This is a genomic window from Paenibacillus sp. FSL K6-1122, assembly GCF_037977015.1.
Taxonomy (GTDB): Bacteria; Bacillota; Bacilli; order Paenibacillales; family Paenibacillaceae; genus Paenibacillus; species Paenibacillus amylolyticus.
Genome location: NZ_CP150272.1, coordinates 1,917,786 through 1,938,995, shown reverse-complemented (window position 1 = coordinate 1,938,995; position 21,210 = coordinate 1,917,786). Strand labels below are relative to the sequence as shown.

The 21,210-nt window shown below is 46.0% G+C and carries 20 protein-coding genes; 1 reads left to right on the top strand and 19 read right to left on the bottom strand.

All coding sequences use genetic code 11. From position 1 onward, the window contains the following. Positions 1 to 7: 7 nt before the first annotated feature. The 4 genes from NSQ20_RS08725 to NSQ20_RS08710 form a co-directional block, all read right to left on the bottom strand. Positions 8 to 871: a carbohydrate ABC transporter permease gene (locus NSQ20_RS08725; protein ID WP_017689719.1), complete on the bottom strand. Its 864-nt coding sequence runs from the start codon at positions 869 to 871 to the stop codon at positions 8 to 10. A 2-nt stretch (positions 872 to 873) separates the two neighbouring features. Next, on the bottom strand, positions 874 to 1,785 hold the full coding sequence (locus NSQ20_RS08720; protein WP_047842211.1) for a sugar ABC transporter permease: 912 nt from the start codon (positions 1,783 to 1,785) through the stop codon (positions 874 to 876). Between the two features lie 75 nt (positions 1,786 to 1,860). Beyond that, entirely contained in the window at positions 1,861 to 4,788 is a 2,928-nt protein-coding gene (locus NSQ20_RS08715) for an extracellular solute-binding protein (protein WP_340032288.1), read from the bottom strand. A 125-nt stretch (positions 4,789 to 4,913) separates the two neighbouring features. Then, positions 4,914 to 6,293: an extracellular solute-binding protein gene (locus tag NSQ20_RS08710; protein ID WP_339191366.1), complete on the bottom strand. Its 1,380-nt coding sequence runs from the start codon at positions 6,291 to 6,293 to the stop codon at positions 4,914 to 4,916. Between the two features lie 690 nt (positions 6,294 to 6,983). Here NSQ20_RS08710 and NSQ20_RS08705 point away from each other — a divergent pair. Beyond that, complete coding sequence (locus tag NSQ20_RS08705) at positions 6,984 to 8,024, top strand: LacI family DNA-binding transcriptional regulator (RefSeq protein WP_235193769.1); 1,041 nt, start codon at positions 6,984 to 6,986, stop codon at positions 8,022 to 8,024. A gap of 126 nt (positions 8,025 to 8,150) precedes the next feature. On the opposite strand, the gene NSQ20_RS08700 is transcribed toward NSQ20_RS08705, so the two are convergent. The 15 genes from NSQ20_RS08700 to NSQ20_RS08630 all read right to left on the bottom strand — a co-directional run bounded on the left by NSQ20_RS08700 (position 8,151) and on the right by NSQ20_RS08630 (position 21,046). After that, complete coding sequence (locus NSQ20_RS08700; RefSeq protein ID WP_076252529.1) at positions 8,151 to 9,329, bottom strand: DUF4272 domain-containing protein; 1,179 nt, start codon at positions 9,327 to 9,329, stop codon at positions 8,151 to 8,153. A gap of 23 nt (positions 9,330 to 9,352) precedes the next feature. Further along, complete coding sequence (locus NSQ20_RS08695) at positions 9,353 to 10,573, bottom strand: RtcB family protein (protein ID WP_127544562.1); 1,221 nt, start codon at positions 10,571 to 10,573, stop codon at positions 9,353 to 9,355. 178 nt (positions 10,574 to 10,751) lie between these two features. Continuing rightward, positions 10,752 to 11,174, bottom strand: coding sequence for a hypothetical protein (locus tag NSQ20_RS08690; protein WP_340032287.1), 423 nt, complete (start codon positions 11,172 to 11,174; stop codon positions 10,752 to 10,754). A gap of 109 nt (positions 11,175 to 11,283) precedes the next feature. Next, positions 11,284 to 11,721 (bottom strand): GNAT family N-acetyltransferase, encoded by a 438-nt coding sequence (locus NSQ20_RS08685; protein WP_340032286.1) that lies wholly within the window; start codon positions 11,719 to 11,721, stop codon positions 11,284 to 11,286. 40 nt (positions 11,722 to 11,761) lie between these two features. Then, positions 11,762 to 12,187 (bottom strand): GNAT family N-acetyltransferase, encoded by a 426-nt coding sequence (locus NSQ20_RS08680; RefSeq protein ID WP_221822766.1) that lies wholly within the window; start codon positions 12,185 to 12,187, stop codon positions 11,762 to 11,764. A gap of 16 nt (positions 12,188 to 12,203) precedes the next feature. Next, on the bottom strand, positions 12,204 to 12,734 hold the full coding sequence (pgsA, locus tag NSQ20_RS08675; RefSeq protein ID WP_340032285.1) for a CDP-diacylglycerol--glycerol-3-phosphate 3-phosphatidyltransferase: 531 nt from the start codon (positions 12,732 to 12,734) through the stop codon (positions 12,204 to 12,206). After that, on the bottom strand, positions 12,734 to 13,279 hold the full coding sequence (locus tag NSQ20_RS08670) for a ClbS/DfsB family four-helix bundle protein (RefSeq protein WP_340032284.1): 546 nt from the start codon (positions 13,277 to 13,279) through the stop codon (positions 12,734 to 12,736). The genes pgsA and NSQ20_RS08670 overlap by 1 nt, the downstream gene beginning before the upstream one ends. Positions 13,280 to 13,478: 199 nt before the next feature. Beyond that, the gene (locus NSQ20_RS08665; RefSeq protein WP_340032283.1) at positions 13,479 to 15,404 is read right to left on the bottom strand and encodes an ABC transporter permease; all 1,926 of its coding nucleotides are present in this window, start codon (positions 15,402 to 15,404) and stop codon (positions 13,479 to 13,481) included. Then, positions 15,401 to 16,156: an ABC transporter ATP-binding protein gene (locus NSQ20_RS08660; protein WP_076327097.1), complete on the bottom strand. Its 756-nt coding sequence runs from the start codon at positions 16,154 to 16,156 to the stop codon at positions 15,401 to 15,403. Before NSQ20_RS08660 ends, NSQ20_RS08665 begins: the two co-directional genes overlap by 4 nt. A gap of 116 nt (positions 16,157 to 16,272) precedes the next feature. After that, positions 16,273 to 17,277: a sensor histidine kinase gene (locus NSQ20_RS08655; protein ID WP_339198282.1), complete on the bottom strand. Its 1,005-nt coding sequence runs from the start codon at positions 17,275 to 17,277 to the stop codon at positions 16,273 to 16,275. Next, entirely contained in the window at positions 17,274 to 17,963 is a 690-nt protein-coding gene (locus NSQ20_RS08650; protein ID WP_036610298.1) for a response regulator transcription factor, read from the bottom strand. The genes NSQ20_RS08655 and NSQ20_RS08650 overlap by 4 nt, the downstream gene beginning before the upstream one ends. 191 nt (positions 17,964 to 18,154) lie before the next feature. After that, positions 18,155 to 18,919: an SDR family NAD(P)-dependent oxidoreductase gene (locus tag NSQ20_RS08645; RefSeq protein ID WP_338708163.1), complete on the bottom strand. Its 765-nt coding sequence runs from the start codon at positions 18,917 to 18,919 to the stop codon at positions 18,155 to 18,157. Between the two features lie 49 nt (positions 18,920 to 18,968). Then, on the bottom strand, positions 18,969 to 19,715 hold the full coding sequence (locus NSQ20_RS08640; RefSeq protein WP_338708162.1) for a class I SAM-dependent methyltransferase: 747 nt from the start codon (positions 19,713 to 19,715) through the stop codon (positions 18,969 to 18,971). A 274-nt stretch (positions 19,716 to 19,989) separates the two neighbouring features. Further along, the gene (tnpA, locus tag NSQ20_RS08635; RefSeq protein WP_100529447.1) at positions 19,990 to 20,463 is read right to left on the bottom strand and encodes an IS200/IS605 family transposase; all 474 of its coding nucleotides are present in this window, start codon (positions 20,461 to 20,463) and stop codon (positions 19,990 to 19,992) included. 199 nt (positions 20,464 to 20,662) lie between these two features. Further along, positions 20,663 to 21,046 carry a VOC family protein gene (locus NSQ20_RS08630; protein ID WP_036669609.1) on the bottom strand — a complete coding sequence of 128 codons (384 nt, stop codon included), beginning with the start codon at positions 21,044 to 21,046 and terminating at the stop codon, positions 20,663 to 20,665. Positions 21,047 to 21,210 lie beyond the last annotated feature (164 nt).

The window sequence follows — 21,210 nt, the reverse complement described above, 5'->3', positions numbered from 1 at the left end:
TTCCCCCTTAATCCTTCATGCCCGAGCTCGCCATCGTCTCAATGATTCGGCTCTGAGAGAAAATAAATAGCGTGATCGGCACACTCATCAAAATCAGTGCTACCGCAGCACCAGCTCCTGCCCGGGATATTCCGCCCTGAATAATCTGCCCTGCTGCATAATGCAGGGTCTTGAGCTGCTCGCTATAGATGTACCCATTGCCATCACTGCCCCATAACATCTGGAACAGCAGAATGATTAATGTAAGCCAGGCTGGCTTCACATTGGGCATGACAATGGACCAGAAGATCCGGTATTCACTGGCACCATCAATCTTGGCCGCTTCCAGCAGTGCATCCGGGATCTGCTCCATGAACTGTTTCATCAGATACAACCCGAGTGAATAGGCAAATGCCGGAATAATGACGGCCCAGTAGGTATCGATCCATCCGAGCCATGACATGATCATATAGTTTGGAATTGCCGTTACCGCAGGTGTGAACATCAGTGACAGTACGACCACTTGGAACATGAATACTTTGCCCGGAAACTTGTGTTTGGCAAGTGGGTACGCCGCTGCGGAAGCTAGCAGTACGTGGCCTACGATACCGATACCTGTAATAAATACCGTGTTGAATATATAACGCGAGAACGGCACCCACGAGTCACTCAGCAGATTCAGCAGATCTGTAAAGTTGCTGAACGTGGGATTTTTGACAAACAGCGTTGGTGGAAAGGTGAAAATCTCATCCAATGGTTTGAATGCATTGTTGATTGCATAGATCAACGGCAGCACCATGAAGGCACCAAATACGAGCAGAAGGGCAAACAGGGAGAGGCTTCCCGATAGCGAGCGATTCACGCGTTTTTTGCCTGTCGCAATTGCAGCCATAGCTATTCTCCCACCCTTCGAAGCAGTTTCTGTACCAGCAAGTTGGTGCCCACCATAATCATGAACAGTACGGTAGCAATTGCTGATGCATATCCCATCTCAAACCGCGTAGTACCAAAGTCAATCAAATGGGTTACCACCGTCTCTGCTGCATAGTTCACGCTTGGGAACCCGGCCAGTGCGATCGACACATCGGCCACGGCAAACGAGGTTGTCAGCTGAATGACTGCGCCGAACATCAACTGTGGACGCATCGAAGGCAAGGTAATGTACCATAGTTCCTGCCAGCGATTTTTGATCCCATCCACCGCTCCCGCTTCGTACAATGTCCGGTCCACCGTCTGCAAACCAGCGATAAACGCAAGAAATCCGGTTCCGAGACTCAGCCATAGCTGCACGAGAATGAGAATAGGCATAATGTAGGCTTCCGTCTTCAGCCACTGGATTGGCTCCAGCAGAAAACCCCATTTGATCAACAACCCATTGGCAATACCATAACGATCTCCCGAGAAGATCATCAGCCAGATAAAATACACATTGCCCGAAATGGAGGGCGCGTAGAAGATCAGCGTCATGAACGCTCTCCATTTCGGTGTTAACTCATTAATGATCCACGCGAAGACAAAGCAAGCAATATAACTGATCGGTCCGGTAATGATGGCGAACAACAACGTATTCTTGATTGCAATCAGGAATACATCATCCTCCAGAAACAGGCGAGTATAGTTCTGCCAGCCAATAAAACGCGGGAATTCCAGCATGTTAAAGTAGGTGAAGCTGAGTATGATCGAGATGACAACCGGAATCACGGTAAACATGAGGAACAGGAGCATATAAGGTGCAAGCAGAACATAGGAATGTTTGCTGGCCTTCATTTCCTGGAGCTTCCAGCTCCACCACGATTTCATGCCCATCCTTGACGCTTTCTCAGGAGGACTGTTTTGTCCGTCTCGGAGTGATATTTGTGGCACGATTAACCCTCCCTCTGCTTACGGAAGACCAAATTCATTACGTTTGACTCGAATCTCGTCCTGAATATATTGGGTATAATCCATGATGGATTCCCTGGCTTCCACTTGGCCAACAACGGTTTTGTAAAATGCATTGAACAGATGGCGGCCTGTAAAATAACCACCGGGTACTTCAGGAATGCCCTTCACCGTTTCAAACTGTGCCTTGAGATTGGCGTAATCCTCCGCAGGCCACGGCAGGGAATCCAGCGCCTTGATGTTAGCCGTTGGATAACGGGCAGCGGCACCCATCAGTCCTTCCATCTCCCGTCCGAATTCAGCCTGAATCGGTGTACTGGTCCACCACTTCATGAACTCCCACGCCGCGTCCTGGTCCTTGGCACCCTCCAGCATCATGACGGCGCTCCCTCCACCCGGTACGTCCCGATTCAAGGTTCCATCCGCCTGAACGGTTCCCGGGACAGGAACGAATCCCCATAGTCCGCGAATCTCCGGTGCAAATACAGACAACTGGTTGTACATCGTGTAATCCGTTAGTCCAATAGGCATCTGTCCTGTCCGGAAACGGTTGGCAAAATCATATTCCCGCTCTAACTTGTAATCGGTATAGAACTCCGTCCACTGCTTGAACGTCTCAATCCCGATCCTTGAATCCAGATCCGACTCTTTGTCATCGTTACGATAGAAGGCGCCGCCGTTCTGGAGCAGCATCGTGGCATACTGCGAGTTCGGCGGAATATTAACACCCTGCATATTCGCCTGAGTCACAATCGGCATGCCAAATTCCATATGATTTTTGCTCAGAATCGCGAGCAGAGCTTCGACATCCTCCCAGTTCTGAGGCACTTCAAGTCCAAGTTCTTCGAGCACGTCTTTACGATAAAACAGCATGTTAAAAGTTTGCGTTTCCGGCAGGGCATATACGCCTGAATCATAGGCATACGGCACGATTGCACTTTCCCTGAACTCCTGTTCCACGGTGCTATAATCACTGAATTGCGTCAGATCTACAGCCGAGTTCCGCATCGCAAAGTTCACCGGCAGATCATTACCGATCTGCATCGCTACATCCGGTCCTTCACCAGACAAGGTCGCTGGCAGCAAGGTTCCCATATTCACCAGCTTCAGATTCACGTTAATGCCACTGTCTGGTGTGAAGGTCTTGTCAATCATCGCCTTCATCGTATTCGCCTGGTCACGTCCGCTACCAATCCAGACCGTTACCGTACGCTGATCTTCCGATGTAGCTACATTACCAATCTGGTTATAATCAATGAAGAACGAATGATAGAATATCTTCGCTTCATGACCAAGCTTGGCAAGTGGCCCCATACCTGTTCCAGGAATATCGCGGTCAATCGAAGTGACGTACAGTGCATCGATTTCAAGGGGCTGCTCTCGTGCCTGCTGCACCCATGTGCCGAGACCGCCTGTATTGGTTTTATAAGCCGCAAGCCGTCTTGGAATGGTGTCTGGCTTGTCAATCATCTCGTCCAGTTGCAGCGCCATCGTCTTAATCAAGGCTTCCTGATCGCTGGACTGTCCTGACAGGAGACGAAGCTGTGCAGCCACGTCCTTGAGACGTTTACTTTCTCCGCTGAATACTTCCAGCAGGTTCGGGATCTGTTTCTCCACCCGGTAATCCCGGAATTCATCAGGCTTGGTGCCTGTAATCATCAGAATACGTCGGTACATGGAGTTCAAGTTGTACAGACTGTCCTCCACATTGCGGATAAGCGGCGCAAAATCCCCGAGGCTGTTCTCCAGCCGCAACACATGTTTTCCTTTTTCCATGTGAAACTTGTATGCTTCCTTGCCGCCCATCACGTCAATACGATAGTCACTTTGATAACGGAAAGGTGCTTTCGCCATCTCTGCAAACGGAACTTCACCATCGATGGTCAGTTTGCGTGTAGAATAGATGCCTTTGACAAAATTCTGCTGAGCGGTAAAACCGATATGATACAGTCCACTTTCCGGCACATCCACTTCCCATTCAATCCATTGTCCTGGCAGACGCCAGTTAAAGCCGCCAATCGTATTGATGCGTACCTGGGAAGCGCTATAAGGAGATACAGCAGAACTTGACCTTTCGCTGGTCGGGTATAACGTAGGTGAAGATTTGGCAATCGCGGCTTCTCCTTCAATGCGAATCAGTACATCCTTCGGCTGCCCAGAGGAGTCCGATTGTTGTGCCCCTGCAGTTTCCGCGTAAGGAACAGCTGTCTTCTCATTAAAAAGACGAATGGACCGAATCACCATGGGTTCACGCGATGATTTTAGCGTTAGCGTGTGTTCCCCTTTTTCCAAATAAAACTTGAATGGAGTCTGTTCGTACCCGTCGGAGTCCTGAAACGTTTCTTCCAGCCAGCGTGGTTGCTCCACTTGTCTCGGGCGAAGGTCATTGCCTTGGTTATCCTGTTCAACGACATCTTTCTCATTCGCCCATACCCGGTCAAACTGCAAATAGGCGGCTTCCGCAAAAGGAAGTTCACCATCAATGTACAATGCACGCTCAATGGCCGAACTCTTGCCTTCAACGGGAAAATAGATCGTGGACAGGTTATACAGCCCGGTCTCCGGCACATTAATCGTCCAATCGACTTGTCCGGTCTCTCCGGTATGGAGAGATACACCATCCATTCCTTCATAATTAGTCAGTTTGCGGACGTCTTCACCTTCGGCTTTTATGTAATCTCCTGCTTCAATGGTGATGTCCACATTCGGCTGTGTAGCCTGATCCGTTCCGGATCGATACTGTTCGTATCCCTTTTTCTGCCGGGTCTGCTGCAAGACTGCATCCACTTCAATGGCAGGCAGACTGCCAGGTGGAATGTTTGCACTCTTTCCATCAGCGCCGGAAGTTATATATAGAATGATGCAGGCTGCCGCCACGATGATTGCTGTGGACAATATCCATGTCTTACGTTGTAGAATTCCAGCCATCCTACGAGTCCTCCTCATCAAGGCTGATGCCAGCAATGCCGATTTGATGGTTCAGGAAAAGGGGCTCCGTGCAACATTGCCGACACGAGCCCCCTGCCTGAATCGTTTGCTGGTGATAAGTGTTGTTATTGTTTGCCGAGTTTATCAATGGCAGCTTGTGCCTGTGCTTTGTATTTCTCGGCTGTTGCTGTCACGGAAGCATTGTTTTTGATGATATCGTTCACATAATCCCCGAAAGGGTATCCCGTGTAGGCATCATCCAGCAAGATGCGGCCCGTTCCGGCGATGTGCTCGCGAATGATCGCAATATCCTTCTCGTCGGTATAACGACTCTCCAGATAATCTTGACCTGGATACTCTTCAATCTGCGGGATGTCGAAGGTCTCTTCATAGATTTGGTAAACGATCTTTGGATCCTCCACACCTTTTGGAATGAACTTCGCTGATGCCGCGTTGTTTGCATACGTTACCTCTTTGCTACCCTGTGGCCCGTTCGGAATCGGCACAACACCAACAGCAAAGGTGAGATCGCCCAGCTGCCATTCAGCAGCGGTGAACAGAGCTACATCTCCATCTTTGAACGTATTGCTTTCCTCCCAATTGGTTTTGTCACCGGTTTTGACCTTCACGACATTTTCCACGTTATACAGGCGTTTGACGAATTCGGCAGCTTCAATCGTTTTCGGATCAGACAATCCTTCTTTGCTATTGGTATCATCCACGATCGTTCCACCATTGGCTGCGGTAAAATGACGAACGACATCAAGCGCCCAGCCAGAAAATCCGTATACGTCAGTTTTGCCGTCGTTATTGGTATCTTTGGTTGCCTGTTTGGCAAGTTCCATGAATTTGTCCCAATCCCATTTGCCTTCGTTATACAGTTCTTGAGGATCAGGCAAAGATAATTTTTTGAACAAGTCACGGTTATAGTGAAGTCCCAGACCAATGCTGGTTGGAGATTCGAAGGCATATTCGTTGCCTGCAATGGCAGGAAATTTTGCAATTAGGTTAGCCTCTTGGTTGATGTTATTCTCAGGTGTAGTGAATTCGGAGATGGGCAATAGTTGCCCTTTGAGGATGGCGGGTAGTGCGGATTTGTACTCCATTTGAACGATGTCGGCGAACGGTTCGCCAGCCAGTGCAGACGTTGTGAATTTGTTCATGTATTCTTCAAAAGGTACGTTAACAAACTCCAGTTTTACGTTGTATTTCTTCTCGACCTCTGCAATTTTATCAAGTCTGGCCTTATCGGAGGCCGTCTCTCCCGCCGGTTTCAAGTCCCACCAGGCCGCGACCTTGATGACACGCCCACCCAGATCAGGCACATTAACCACCGCTTCTTCCGCTTCGCCCTCTTTCTCTGTCTCAGCGACCTCGGTGCTGTTACCTGAGTTCGTTGTTCCCTCTGCTTCGGTCCCCGTCTGCGCTGTCCCCCCACCACTGCAAGCGGATACAAAAAGCATCACAGCCAATAACATCAGAGGTAGAACATTCCATCTTCTCATCATGATTTTAACAACCTCCCCGAATGTGTATACCAATCATGGTTCACCCTAAATCGTTAACCCCATTCATCAACCAATCGAAAATAAACAACCACCACCATTTGTTATTTATTTGTTTGCTTTTGACAAACAAAATTTAACACAGCAAAATGTAAGCGTCAACATTTTTGTTGTTAACATTTTCTAATTTCTCTGATAAAATGCTGATTAAGCTGTAACACGCCTGTATCACAGCTTATTCAATATCCTGGACTCTAAGTACAAACATATTAAACCATGATTCTAACTTTGTTTATTTTGTTATTTTTATAAAATAACAAAATAATAATTAAGCAGACAAATTTCGTCATACTATCTGAAAATATGCTTACCGTCACGTTGAACGTTCATCCTAAAATACTGTGCATCACGAACATTTTGAATTCTCTGTCCGTTATTAGATTAAGAGAAATACATCATGTTATACTAGGGCGTGTCTTAAATCTCACTTAAGGGCATCTTTCACCGCCTTTTCGCCCCCTGCTGCGTCACTTTCTCTTGCCGTACCCCGGTACGCCTGCGAAAAAGTTCCTGGCCTGGAACGAAAATTCGGCAAAATCTGCTCCTTTCGGAGTTATAAGATACGCCCCGGGATCAGTTGGATATCGCTCCAAATAAGGAATACGGCAGAACTACGAGTGTAAGGATGGTATGATGAAGACAAAGGTAACAATTCAGGAGATTGCACATTTTACGGGTTTGTCGAAATTCGCGGTGTCACGAGCTTTGTCTGGAAAATCGGGAGTTAGCGATCAAACGAGGGATGTCATTCTCAAGGCTGCTGGCAAACTTGGATATTTCAAAGATAACAGCATGTTGTCTGGTGAACTGTATAACAGCCATGAACTTCAGGAACCAAAGAACACACGTTCAAGCGGAACGATCTTGATTTTGTTCCCCAATGTTCGGTACCAAAATCAAGACTCCGTATACTGGGGCCCCGTCTTTAACGGGATCTCTTCCAAGCTGAACCAAAAAGGGATTAATATTCTGACCTTAACGGAACCCTCAGCAGACCAGCTATTTACCCTACTCAACCCGGATGCCATTCGAGGGATCATTACCGTTGGCTCTATCTCGACCCCGATTCTGCTTGAAATCAAACGGCTCAGTATTCCGGTTGTGATGGTGGATCATCTGGACCCTGTTTTTCACAGTGACAGCATATTCACCGATAACTTCGCATCCATGCGAGAGATCATGCTCTATTTGCTCCGCAAGGGTTTCAAAACATTCCAGTTCGTTGGCAATATCGGGGATGCTCATAGCTTCTATGAACGCTGGATTGCTTATACTTCTGTGCTTATGGGTCATGGGATGGAAATACATCAGATTCCCGAGCTGAGTAATCAGGCATTGGATGAGTTCCGCCAGACGTTCACTTCGGTGATCAGTGAGGATAACCTGCCTGAAGTGTTTGTATGTGCGAATGATTTCTATGGGCTATACACCATAGAAGCCCTTGAGAGTATGGGTATTCGTGTACCCGATCAGTGTGTTGTCACGGGATTTGATAATCTATACGACAATATCCCATTACTTGCCACAGTTAATGTGAACAAGGAGTTGCTCGGTGCGCGTGCAGTGGATCAGATGTTATGGCGCATTGCGAATCCAGAGAGCAACGTCGAGAAAAAGTTGATTCTTGCTGATGTCATTATTCGTGAACAGTTTGGCAGACATAGTGGATAATATGGCAGAATATCAAATACCCCTTTAACCGTATTCGTGCGGCTATAGGGGTATTTGTATTGTTGTATGTTGTGTAATGTTTATTGTTTATTGTTTATTTACAATAGGCCGTCACATCATCCTGTTCTACGTGTCTGTACGCACATCATCCCACGCCTGATCCAGATAACAGATCAGCCAGTTCAATGCCCGGTGACGTTCATAAGCCACTCCACCATTCAGGCCAGCGGGAGGTGTTTTGTCATTCACACGACTATCAACGCACACCCAGTTATAACGGTAGATCAGATCTGCTTCATCCAGAATCTCGCTCTTGCTGCGCAGAGATGCATCGGAGAGAAAGTCGGTAAAACTATCCTTCTGTTGCAAATAACCGACATCCTTCCCTACGTTACACAACTCCGTTGGTGCACCCAGTTCCTTCACATAACCAAGCGCCCACAACATCACGTGGTACGCTTCATATCCCCAAGAGAAGGAGATGATCTCCTGCTGCTCTGCTCCTTGCTGGTCGATAAACCTCTTCTCTACGGGTGAGAAAAAGGATCCAGCCTCATACTTGTCGATCACTTCCTGAACCAGTGCTGCGGTATCATCCGCACTTTCGCCGGCTCCCAGACACTCACCCTTAAGCGCGGCAAGACATAGGGCAACCGCACGACGCGCGACTTCCTCTTTACTCCGAATCGTGGTGTGCTCGTCTCCTGCCCTCGCGGGCAAGTTCGCATTATACGGAATGCCTTGTTCAGTCAACAGTTGCTCTGACCGCGCTTTACGTTGAATGCCCGACTCCGACTGCGGTCTGTTACCGTCAAGGAAACTGGTGTGCGCTGTCACCGTGTAATCCTCCACCTCAGATTCTCCATTCACATCCAGCAATAGCTGACCTTGTGCATTCAGCAGAGATCCACCTCCCCAGAAGATAACAGCATCCAGCGCATCAGCCAACCGTAATAACTCGCCGAAGAATTCTTCCGAGATATCCTCTTCCGTCTCAATACCAACCACCATGTTCAATGTGGAACATTTGATCAATACCTTTTCCTGTAGCGAAGCATTGCGCCCTTCAATCTGACTCAAAAATCCAAGCATCCCCTGAATCATTGTCGTAAATTCCTCAGGATGTGTCTGGCTGGTCATGATATTAAAGCCTTTGGTTTTCTTACTGAGCCATTTTTTCTGAGTCACTTGAATATGGGTCTTGTCTTCCCGGCGTTCAATCGTACCCTCAGGATAAATGGATTGAATCAATTCAAACAGCTGATCCAGGTCAAACTGACAGCTATATATCGCACAATTCCTCATGAAGTTCACCCTCTTCTCTCTGACTAATCCTTATACGGATCGAATTCATTACCTCCGGCCATGGCGACACCAACGGGACGCAGCACATGGTTGATCTTCAACGTATTCGCATGTGCGTTCAGCACGTCTTGCAGTTTCTTGTACACAAACGGACTTTCGTCTGTGCCCGCTCCCCGCAGTTCGACACCATAGGCACGAATCGCCTCATGCATCTGTGCTTCGCTAATCTCACCGCCCATGCGTGTGCGCAGCTTGTAATTCATTTTGCCAGCCGCCTGGGTTCTGCTCATCGTCCGCCCTGCTCCGTGCACAGTGCTGCGGAATGATTCGGTATTCTCCTCGCTGTGGATCCCTTCCACAATTACCGAGATATCTCCCATGCTTCCTCCGACAAAACCGAGTTGCCCGGGTGCCAGTGGCGTTGCACCTTTGCGGACCACAACTACCTCTTCACCCATGTGTTGTTCCTTCCAGGCAAAGTTGTGATGATTATGAACGGCGTATTCAGCACTTGCCCCGAGAATTCCGAGCACCTGTTCAATGACATAATCACGTCCTGCATAGGCGTATCTGCCCGCCAAAGTCATTCCATCCCAATACATATCACCCATTTCGCTGTTCAGGTCAAACAACGTAGGCGGTTGATCCATCGATTCGCCCGGCGCTTTGCCACTGAACTGACGCCCTGCGGCAAGGTTAAGGAACCCACTCGCCACTTTATGACCGAACCCGCGGCTGCCAAAATGATTTGCAATCCACACCTTCCCCGTTGCCTCTTCTACAAAAATATCCACGAAATGATTGCCACTGCCTACGGTTCCGAGTTGGTTGCGTGCAAGTGTCTTCAGCTTATGTTGTAATCCCGGTTCAATGGTATCAAACAGCTTCCAGCTCGCGTCGTCGAACAGCTCATGATCCACGGGTGTTGGATTGTTACGACCCACGCCGAAAGAAATGGTCGAATTGATGTCATCCATGATCGTTACAATCTGATCCCGAATATCTTCCCACATCAGATTTGTACGCACAGCCTTATTGCCACAGGCAATATCATATCCGACACCTGACGGGCTGATCATATTCCGATAAGCGACAACACCACCGATGGGTTGTGAGTAACCTTTGTGATGGTCGGCCATCAGAGCCACACCCAATACATCTCCATATTGCGAGCAAGTCACCGCCTGACTTACGGCGTTCTCCAGCGGCTCCCCCCAGACTTTAATGTTATCTACGATCCGCATGATTGTGTTAACCTCCTATGTACTTTTTTTTCAAAATACATCTTTTAATTCTATACTGTTGTTCTCATTAGTTTAACAAAGATCAGCGTGACTCGAAACGTCGTCTTCCTTCAGTTCACCATTATCTGCGCATTAAAAAAAGAGAGCTCGGCTCCCTTTTCTCACGGTTGGTTCCTATTCACTTCTTGCTAATCTTAAACTTGAACGCCCAAGTTGCTGTGTTACCAGAATATCGGCCTCTGTTCTCGGTCACCACCACGGAAAGTGTCTTGTTGGTTGATTTGGAGAACGAAGATAATTTGACATTGGCGCTTTTATCCCCGTAATCGGGAATTTTGTCCTGTTCTTCGGCGATGGCCTCCAGTTTCAATGTACTCGTGGATTTCAGGTTTAAAGTGACTGACGAACCCTCCTCCAGATCTTTGCCGTTCACACTTGCTCCGATGGCCCACTCATTACCGACAGAGTTATTCTCGACAAGCTCTGCGCTCACCAGCGTAATGGTTACCTTAACCGTTTTGGCGGCAGCATAGGAGGTTGGGGAACATACGGCGAATACCAGGCTCAGAACCATGAAAACATTAGCCCATTTTTTGAACACGAGAGTGCCTCCCTCTTATTCGTTTCTTTTGTTAAGACTATGCCTTATTCGCCGTGTTCCTTAAGTAATCCTTCCACTCGTGTAAGAAATTTTCACTTGAACCTGTCTGTTATAGATGCTTCCGGTAACCCTGAACCTTCTCATCCTTGAAACCTAACTTCTCATAAAATATATGCGCTTCCTTACGCTGATCGCCAGACACCAGAATCATGTAACCACAACCCATATCTTTTGCATTCCGCTCAATCTGGAGCATTAACCTCTGCCCAATGCCCTGCCTGCGTACCTGATCCGATACAATCACATTCTCCACAACCATGAACGGTTTGCATGGCCCTACCAGATCCATACACTCAACCCCCATAACGGACCCAACCAGTTTGCCATTGTAAAATGCCCCAAGCACATGATAATGGCCATTCTGCTGTATGTAATGAAACATCTTTTTCATCTGCTGTTCATTGGTAGGCATTCCCATCAACTCATAGTATAACTGGCTTAGTGCCGGTAAATCTTCAAGTTCGATTCCTTTAATGGTAACCATCATAACCCTCCTGATTTTTCCTATTTCGCATGCTTTGTCTGTCTTAAGTGAGGTCCTTTTTAAAATAATAATGACTGTGTCCAGTCGGTGCATTCTCGATCGTTGTGATCAATTGGTAGCCATGTTTCTTGTAAAATTCCGGTGCTTGATAGGAGAAGGTGTTCAACATGACAAAATCACAAGATTTCTCTCGCGCAATTCGCTCAACTTCAAGTAACAACTGTGAACCATATCCCCGATGCCGTTGTTCAGAATCCACCCAAAGAATATCAACCTCCAGCCAGTTCCAGCAAAGTGTACTAAGCACACCTGCAACAATCTCGCCAGTCTCATTTTTGATATTGAAATTCAGTTCTTCGTACCGATGCCTTAATTCCTCGCTCACATGTGCAGCATTATATGCGACTAATTGCTGGCGAACATACTCTGAATCCTTTGAAGTGCTTGGATTAATATTGATTTGGGACATCTCCTAATCACTCCTTTTATCTCAACAGTTTATAATTTACGATAATGTAATTCATTCCGGATAAGAGAGTAACGCCTGTTGCAACCCATAGCAATGCCACATCCACTCTGATATCAGTCAACAAACTAAACGGAACATTGTTCAACAAAATGACAATGATGGCTGCCACCTGAAGCACCATTTTGATCTTACCATATCGATCCGCTGCAAGAGCAATGCCCTGTTCTGTGGCTACCATTCGTAAAGCTGTAATCACAATTTCACGTCCTATAATGATTACAGCAATCCATGAACTGATCATATTCTCCTGAACCATCATGACCAGCGCAACCGCAATCAACAGTTTATCCGCCAGTGGATCAAGCAACTTTCCCAGATTCGTGATTTGGTTATATTTCCTCGCCACATATCCATCCAATTTATCCGTACCTGCCGCTACTGCAAATATAATTAGTGCAATCATCACGCTTTGCTGATTGAGAAAACAGATCATAAACAATGGAATCAACGCGATTCTAGCCAACGTGATTTTATTTGCCAGATTCATTAGACATCTATTCTCCCCTCATCCATGTTGGCTAAGTGACCTTTTTTCCATTTACGTAATCGGGTCCGAAAGGATTTAAAAGGAGCTACCGAATTAATCTGGATCCATTTCACCATAGCCCACCTGGGCTTTGTTCCCGTCCACTGTCTCATCCCTTGTACAAATAAGTCCTCTTCACTAAGGGAGTCAATCCAGTTCAGCCATTGTTGTTCTGTCTCCCGAAACAATGAGCGTAACTCCTCCAGCGTATAGCCTGAATACTTTTCGTAAAATGATTCATTTAATTGCCCCAGTTGGTTCCATTTATACCCTGGTGCAGGCATATGACATTCATGTCCCAACTGTTCATTTCTCTCCCACTCCATCACCAGGTTCATCCATCCTAACTGGTAGGCGATCATCTGGGCAGGCGTCTTGTCCACACCTTCAACCCACTTATCTTTGTCGCTGTTATGGATGTCATTGAACTCACCCTCAAACAATTCATAGGTGCGTCGAATCGTCTCACTTAACTCTTTCTTCGAGGCATATAGAACTCCAGGCACGCTACTCCACTCCTCTCGTTTCACCGTTATACATGAATCAGAAGCATGGACTCTATCATCATTTCGACTCAATTCCATAATCATCCTTTTTTTCATGAGGCATTATACTTAGAAAAAGAAAAAAGAGCAGTCTGTAATCATTACAGCTGCCCTTTACTCAACCTATTTTTGCTAAATCAGCATACTCGTGATCCCAATTCTACAAAGCTTCCTTAATCACCCGTTTATAGTACCACACAGACAACAGACCAAAGATCGAATATAACAATGTATAGACTATCATGACAATGACCGTAGGTGTCGCCAGCTCCGTACCAAAGAAAAACCAACCTGATTTCACGGCAAAGTAACTATGACTCAACCCCACCATAAGCGGAATACCAAAGTTAAACAACTGCTTCATCTGAATTCCACGCAACAGATTGCCTTGTGTAAATCCGAGTTTTCGCAGAATGGTATAATTGTCCTTCTCCTCTTCACTCTCGTTCATTTGTTTAAAGTACAGGATACATCCCGATGTAATCAAGAACGTCAAACCAAGGAAACCAACAATGAACATAATTAAGCCCATATTATTACGTTGGTTATTTCTGAACTCAATCTGGGAGAAGCTCGGTGCTTCCAACTGTAGCTCCTTATATACGGCATATGCCTCTTCAGCCTGCCCCTCATTCAGAATACGTACACCATAGTAATCCGCCCACTCGGATTTTTGCAACTCGGGATCGAGATCCTGCCGCAACTGCTGGTATACCGTTTCATCTACTACCGCTACAGGCGTGCCCCCAGTATAATACGTGGGAAGAACTCCAAGTTTGGTTGTTCCGATCAGTTGTTGTGCCAGCGTATGTTTCAACCCGCTCAAGACGATTGGACCTTTCTCCTCAATGGAAATCAACTGCTGAATGGCATTTCCGTATCCCATGAAGACCACTTCGCCTGGTTGCAGATCAATGTTATCTACCATCTTGTCACTCAACACACTACTGAACAGGTACTTTTCCGTCATGGACTCATCCATCACTTTATGAGCATCAATTTCAATATAAATGGGCTGTCTATGCTTCTCTTCATATGGAATCTGTTTGTGTTCCAAATCCGTTACAAAGCGATTTTTCACATCAACCTGAGCAAAAGAGAAATCCTCCGGCAAGCTTTCTTTCGCCTGAGCCTCTGCGGAATAATACGAAATGTAACTGAGTGACAGCATGCCAATAGCAAGCGCCGATACGGTTGTAATAATTGTAAGCAGCAATGCATTGGACTTCATGCGGAACATGATTGAAGATAAAGACAACACCTCATGAATGGATAGGTATCCGTTTTTACTTTTGCGAATCAGATTAAAGATAAAACTTACCGAACCCTTATAGAACAGGTATGTCCCCAGTATGACCGAGAAGAGAATCAGGATCATCGTATACATCAACTGCTGCATATCCATTGCCTCACCGCTGAACAGCCGTGCAGACATGAAGTATCCATACACAATCAGAGCAATGCCCAAGACGCCAACAATCATCTGTCCGACAGACATCTTCTGCACCTGCTGCTCCGAAGTGGCCGACACCCGAAAAAGTGAGAGAATGCTCTGTCTCTTGATAAAAGTGTAGTTCATCAGCATGATGAGCAGATACATGATCGTAAAAACAATCACCGTTTGCATCAGTGCCATCGGAGAGAAATATAGTTTCGTAATCGCATCCACACCGAGAATTTTGAACAATATCATCAATACCAGCTTGGACGCAAGAAACCCAATTAACACACCGATAGCCATGGAGCCAAAATAAAGAATACTATTCTCCGCACTCAAAATACCAAAAATTCTGCCTTTCGTCAGTCCGATCAATTGAAATAATCCAATCTCTTTGCTACGCCGCTTGATAAAGATCGTATTGGCATAGAGCAAAAAGATACCAACAATGACGATTAACAGTACCGAAGATGCGCCTATAGCCGCCGCACCTTTTGTTGAAGCAGCTACCTCATCCATGGAAGGATCATACTGTAACGTCACAAAGGAAAAATACAAGGCCACACTGAACACAAGCGCAAATACATAGAGATAATAATTCTTCAGATTTTTTCTGAGATTGCGGAAGATAATATAATTCAAGCTCATTGCTGCACACCACCCAATACGCCCTGGGTTTTGATAATATCGTTGAAGAACGATTGCCGTGACTCGTCTCCTTTATTCAACTGGGTGTAGATCTGACCATCTCGAATAAAGATCACTCTGCTGCAATAACTTGCGGCAACCGGATCATGGGTAACCATAATAATAGTCGCTTTTCGTGCGCTGTTCATATCACTTAACTTGCCGAGCAGATCCGAAGCGGACTTGGAATCCAGCGCTCCTGTCGGCTCATCCGCAAAAATGATACTCGGCTCGTGGACAAATGCTCGTGCTGCCGAAGTCCGCTGCTTCTGACCCCCTGAAATCTCAGATGGATACTTGTCTTTCAACTCGTAGATTCCCAGTTCACGTGCGATCTGTTCAAACTTGTGGTGTGCCTCCTGTTTTGGAATGCTCGTAATCGAGAGCGGTAATAATACATTTTCCTTCACCGTAAGGGTATCCAGAAGATTGTATTCCTGAAAAATAAAGCCCAGATGATGTTTGCGGAACTCAGCCAGCTGTTTCTCCTTCATTCCGGTGAATTCCTTGCCCTCAATATCAATCGTGCCCTGGCTCACCCGATCAATGGAGGAAAGTACATTAAGCAGCGTTGTTTTACCCGAACCCGAAGGCCCCATAATACCAACAAACTCTCCCTTGCTTACCCCAAGATCAATCCCCTTCAGCACTTCCTGTTTATTTAATTTATTACCATAGACTTTATGAATTTTTTTGGCTTCCAGTATCCACATATCCCACTCACTCCTCTTAGATCTTCTGCAAAATGCTCGTGTCTATATCATAGGCGGAATGTGCAGTGTTATCGTGTGATTCACCGAACAAAACCAAAAAGCATGTGACATTGTTGTCACACGCCTGCAAAATGCACCATGTCGTTTTTTCGCGGAAAAGTAAGTGTGACGATTGTGCCCTCGCCAAGAGAAGATTCTACATGAATGTTCATATGAAGCGTCTGGACCACCTGACGAACCAGATACAGCCCCATCCCGGTAGCCGCCCCATCCATTCTGCCTCGGGTGGACGTAAATCCTTTATCAAATATACGCGGCAGATCTTGAGTCTCAATCCCTCGCCCGTGATCCTGAATCATGAGTATGATGTGTCCATCCTGTTCCCAACTTTCAATGAGGATGTCCGATGAATCGCTATATTTGACCGCATTACTCAACAACTGCCGGAGGATGAAGCCTAACCATTTGCTGTCTGTGAGCACGCGCGATACCATTAAAGACACATCAAAGCCAATGCCTTTGGAAATGCACCACGATTTCAACGCTCGTATCTCGCTATTCAATACTGGTTCAAGTTCCGTCTCTTCGATGAACAGATCATTATGCATAAACGGAATACGCTTCTGATGAAGCTGCTGATCCAGCAACTGATGAATTCGTAACCATTCATATGTCATTTGGCTCTGTAACTTGTCATCTGGCAAGCGCTCGATCATCAGTTGCAACGCAGTCAGTGGGGTCTTCACCTCATGAATCCAGGACAACATCTCGTCCTTCTCCTGTTCCAGAGCGATAAAATGATGTGAAGACTCCTTACGATACCGCTGTGTCTGGGAACTGACGGCCTCATGTACAATCTGCTCATATGGACTTTCGGCGATATCAAGTTCTCCCAGATCATAGGTATGATCCCAGATGCTCAACTTTTTATAGAAACGGGTCTCTTTCAGGTATCTCGCCCAGATAAAAACAAGGCATACCACCACATTCAGTCCTACGATATACACCACAGATTGGAATGGAATGGACGAGTCCAGATAGGCCACCAATAAAATAATAAGTTGCATGCTTATCAGTAGCCATAACCAACTAGCCCTTTCTCTTATGTACTTTCCGATCATGCTTCTGCCTCTTCCGTTGCCATGTACCCCTGACCTACTTTGGTTTCAATGTAACGCTCCAATCCGATGGGTTCAAGCTTCTTCCGTAACCGATTGACGTTAACCGTCAGCGTGTTGTCACTCACGAAATGCTCATGATCCCACAAGCTCCGTATGAGGTCCTCACGGGTAACAATCTGATTTTTATGCTCGACCAGCACTTTAAGGATGAACATCTCATTTTTGGTCAACAGGACAGATTCATCCCCGCAGGTCAGTGTATTTTTCACATATTCAATAGTGGCACCGCGCCAGGTTCGAAGTTCAATATGCTCTGTATTATAGTTGTACACCCTCCGCAAAGTCGCTTGGATCTTGGCAATCAATACATCGAAGTGAAAAGGCTTCTGGATAAAATCGTCTGCACCCAAATGCATGGACATGACCATATCCGCAGGATGATCCCGTGAGGACAAAAAGATAATCGGCACATTAGAGTGCGAACGAATGATCCGGCACCAATGGAACCCGTCATATTGGGGTAACTGAATATCTATAATGACCAGTTGCGGCTGAATTACGCTGTACTCCTGCAATACCTTTCCAAAATCCTGCACACCATACACATCATATGACCATTGGGACAAACGTTCCTTGATTTCACTGAATAACGACTCGTCGTCTTCAATGAGCATAATTTTAAACAAGAGATTCACCACGTTTCTGATCTTCTAAGGTTGAGGTTGAATAAAGGTAATTAGACTCCGTTGTTGCAGGATCACCTTTACCGTTACGAATCGTTCTTCCGATCGCTGATTCCAGTGTACAGGGAAGTTGGGCTTATATCAAAAGGTATCCATACTTCGTAAAGATAACAAGCCGAAATACGTATATCCTATTAGCTCTCAATAGTGTGTATTACATGGCTTGCATCACTCTGTGCGTCCATCCGCTCGATCAACTGCATCGCTACGTCTCGTGGCGATCTTAATTGTCCTGCTTCATATACTTGATTGAACATACCTGCAAGAGCGAACTCCTCTGCACTTTTGCCTCGTGCAACAGCCTGCAATTCCGTATCGACCATCCCCGGATCAAAAGCAATAATCTCAACAGGGTTCTGTTGGCCCGTTTGCTCCAAAGATACGCATTGGGTGAACATGTTCATACCTGCCTTGGATGTACAGTACACTGCCATTGAAGGCGCGGGATAACTTCCCGAACCCGATGAGAGATTGACAATTTTACGTCTGGCGGACAGATGATTTGTTTGTTGAATAAAAGAGGAACTTAATATCATTGGTGCTGCGAGGCTGATGTTAAGACTCTGACTTATCTCTGCCGCACTGCATTGATCGATAGGTTTTAGAGGCTCCAGCATCGCTGCATTATTAATGAGTCCAATGAATTCAGCTTCCTGAGAAGGTATTTGGTCCAATATGCGTGTAATCAAATCATCGATCCCATTCAGGTCGGCAAGATCATACTGAACATGGCGGTAACGCCCGCTCCATTCCTCGCTTGATTCCAACAGATCCGAACCCCCGCGTGAAATACCGTAAACGTAATCCCCCTTAGCCAATAATAACTCTGCAAGTTGTAAACCGATCCCTTTGGATGTGCCTGTAATAATAAAGTGTCTTTTTCCTGTTTCTGTTCCCATTCCGATACCACTCCTCCTCTATTTTCAATGCATGTTTATTTCACTATTCTTACGAGTTTTTCTTTCTCCACAACGTGGCCCAGAGAAAAGGTACACCAAAATACGGTTCATGTTGCTCCAGCGACTTCATTGCACGGAACTCCACACATTCAAAGCCATCTTCCAGCATGTAGCGAAGCTTCTCCTCCGTGAACGCAAGACCACCGCGCATCGACTTCTCTTGATACACCTGCCAATCATTCATAACGATCTCAGGCCCACCAATACCGCCAAAACCAGGAGCAAAACAAGTCATTCCAAAGTATCCTCCAGGCTGGAGTGCATTGTGGATCATCTCTATGTAGGGAATGCGCTGATGTGGCAACAGATGGTGCAGACAACCCGAGTCGTAGACAAGATCATATTCTTGCTCTGGGGATAATTCGAACACAGATCGACATTCAAAATGCACGTCCAGTTGCTCCTCTGCCGCCCTCTCTTTAGCCCAAGCAATAGCTGTCTCCGAAAGATCATAAGCATCTACCTGATATCCTTGGCGGGTTAAATACAACGCATTTCTGCCCGGGCCACACCCCAGTTCCAGTGCCTTGCCGCCGCTCAGCACACCTTCGTTCACATGCGCTACCAGATTCTCATCCGGTTTGTTTGGGAAAAAGGGGATTGGTCTGTTCCGATCCTCATAGAAAGGTTCCCAAAACTGCTTGGCAGATCTGAAATCCGCATCGAGCATATCATATAGATCCTGTACACTTTTAATCGTCTTTTCCACAACCACATTCCTCCTTAACTGCTCCATTCAAACCTTCATTTCAGACTATTCACTCCTCGTCATTTTCAATAAATCAGCCACACTCTATTATAACATTTTTACCCAGTAGTTCTCTATTTTTCTTGCGTTTTTCTACTCCAAAATAGAAACTTTTTCCCAATCAGGACCACCCGTCCAACGGGTGGTTTGCTCTTGGGGTATAACCCCCTGTTGCCAAACTGCGCCTAAAGACGCTAGCCTGACAGCAGGGCTGTTCAGGCTCAGTGTTATTTGTCACTTTCACTCACCAGTTAAACTGGTTTTACTTCTTTTTGCTCCGATTACTGCTGAATGGATCTTCGTATTCTTTTACACTCAGCTTATCTAACGCTTGATCATGTGCTTCTTGTTCACGAATATACTTTCTTACCGTTGCTTCATTTAGACCCACTGTACTCACATAGTACCCTTCTGCCCAAAACTTTCGATTGCCATATTTATACTTGAGCTGGGCATGCTTCTCGAATATCATTAGTGAACTTTTCCCCTTTAGATATCCCATGAACGTGGAGACTGCCATTTTCGGTGGAATCGCTACCAACATGTGAACATGATCGGGCATCATGTGACCTTCTATAATTTCTACTCCCTTGTACTTACACAGACGTTTGAAAATTTCGATTAAATCTTTTCTCACTTGATTATAGATTTCTTTCCGTCTATACTTCGGGGTGAATACAATGTGGTATTTGCACATCCACTTTGTGTGAGCTAGGCTATAGCTCTTGTTTGCCATCTAAGACCATTCCTTTCTTTTGAGCCTGAACATCTCAATTTTATCGGAATGGTCTTGGTGGTCAAACCCTCGATCCCTCCACCCGCATAGCGGGTGGTTTTTTGTTTCGCGCGTTTCACGCACTCAACTGGCTAAAGCCATAACAAAAAAACGACCGACATGAATGTCGACCGCTTGCAATGGTGCTGTTAGTTGTAACTTACTTCGCCCGTTCCAAAACTGCAAAGTAATTTCCTTCATTATCAGCAAAGTTGAAAACACGCCCGGTTGGCATCTCTACAATCTCTCCAACCGTTACATGTTTACCAGCCAAGTCGGCATATAACTGATCCAGATTTTCGGTGAAGAACATTAACGAAGGTGTGCCCAGATTTACACCCGCCGACATCCGTTCAACGAACTCTTTGTCATGGAGTATAATGCTTGTCTGCGAGTCTGGAGTAGGCGCAATCTCAATCCATCTCATGCCCTCATCAAGGTTTACTTCATCCACAATGTGGAATCCTGCAACTTCCGTCCAAAATTCCAGTGATTCATCCTGATTGTTGACATACAACATAATCTGGCCGACTTTGCTAAACATGGATCAATCACTCCTCTGATCATCTAATCTCTCAACATCCTGCTTATCATTCCTCAAATTCCAATAGAGTATAACATGCAAGACAGCTTTTTGATCATCTTTCTTTGCAAGTCCATGCAGCTTAAACTGAAGTACACTTTTATGCTTCCACTACAATTAGTTTT

Coding starts and splice junctions, on each gene's coding strand:
- NSQ20_RS08715 (WP_340032288.1), bottom strand. CDS start 4,788: ATGGCTGGAATTCTACAACGTAAGACATGGATATTGTCCACAGCAATC.
- tnpA (WP_100529447.1), bottom strand. CDS start 20,463: ATGGCAAACAAGAGCTATAGCCTAGCTCACACAAAGTGGATGTGCAAA.
- NSQ20_RS08645 (WP_338708163.1), bottom strand. CDS start 18,919: ATGGGAACAGAAACAGGAAAAAGACACTTTATTATTACAGGCACATCC.
- NSQ20_RS08685 (WP_340032286.1), bottom strand. CDS start 11,721: ATGATGGTTACCATTAAAGGAATCGAACTTGAAGATTTACCGGCACTA.
- NSQ20_RS08725 (WP_017689719.1), bottom strand. CDS start 871: ATGGCTGCAATTGCGACAGGCAAAAAACGCGTGAATCGCTCGCTATCG.
- NSQ20_RS08630 (WP_036669609.1), bottom strand. CDS start 21,046: ATGTTTAGCAAAGTCGGCCAGATTATGTTGTATGTCAACAATCAGGAT.
- NSQ20_RS08695 (WP_127544562.1), bottom strand. CDS start 10,573: ATGCGGATCGTAGATAACATTAAAGTCTGGGGGGAGCCGCTGGAGAAC.
- NSQ20_RS08710 (WP_339191366.1), bottom strand. CDS start 6,293: ATGAGAAGATGGAATGTTCTACCTCTGATGTTATTGGCTGTGATGCTT.
- NSQ20_RS08700 (WP_076252529.1), bottom strand. CDS start 9,329: ATGAGGAATTGTGCGATATATAGCTGTCAGTTTGACCTGGATCAGCTG.
- NSQ20_RS08640 (WP_338708162.1), bottom strand. CDS start 19,715: ATGGAGCAGTTAAGGAGGAATGTGGTTGTGGAAAAGACGATTAAAAGT.
- NSQ20_RS08665 (WP_340032283.1), bottom strand. CDS start 15,404: ATGAGCTTGAATTATATTATCTTCCGCAATCTCAGAAAAAATCTGAAG.
- NSQ20_RS08720 (WP_047842211.1), bottom strand. CDS start 1,785: ATGGGCATGAAATCGTGGTGGAGCTGGAAGCTCCAGGAAATGAAGGCC.
- NSQ20_RS08655 (WP_339198282.1), bottom strand. CDS start 17,277: ATGATCGGAAAGTACATAAGAGAAAGGGCTAGTTGGTTATGGCTACTG.
- NSQ20_RS08660 (WP_076327097.1), bottom strand. CDS start 16,156: ATGTGGATACTGGAAGCCAAAAAAATTCATAAAGTCTATGGTAATAAA.
- pgsA (WP_340032285.1), bottom strand. CDS start 12,734: ATGAATCTGGCAAATAAAATCACGTTGGCTAGAATCGCGTTGATTCCA.
- NSQ20_RS08705 (WP_235193769.1), top strand. CDS start 6,984: ATGATGAAGACAAAGGTAACAATTCAGGAGATTGCACATTTTACGGGT.
- NSQ20_RS08680 (WP_221822766.1), bottom strand. CDS start 12,187: ATGTCCCAAATCAATATTAATCCAAGCACTTCAAAGGATTCAGAGTAT.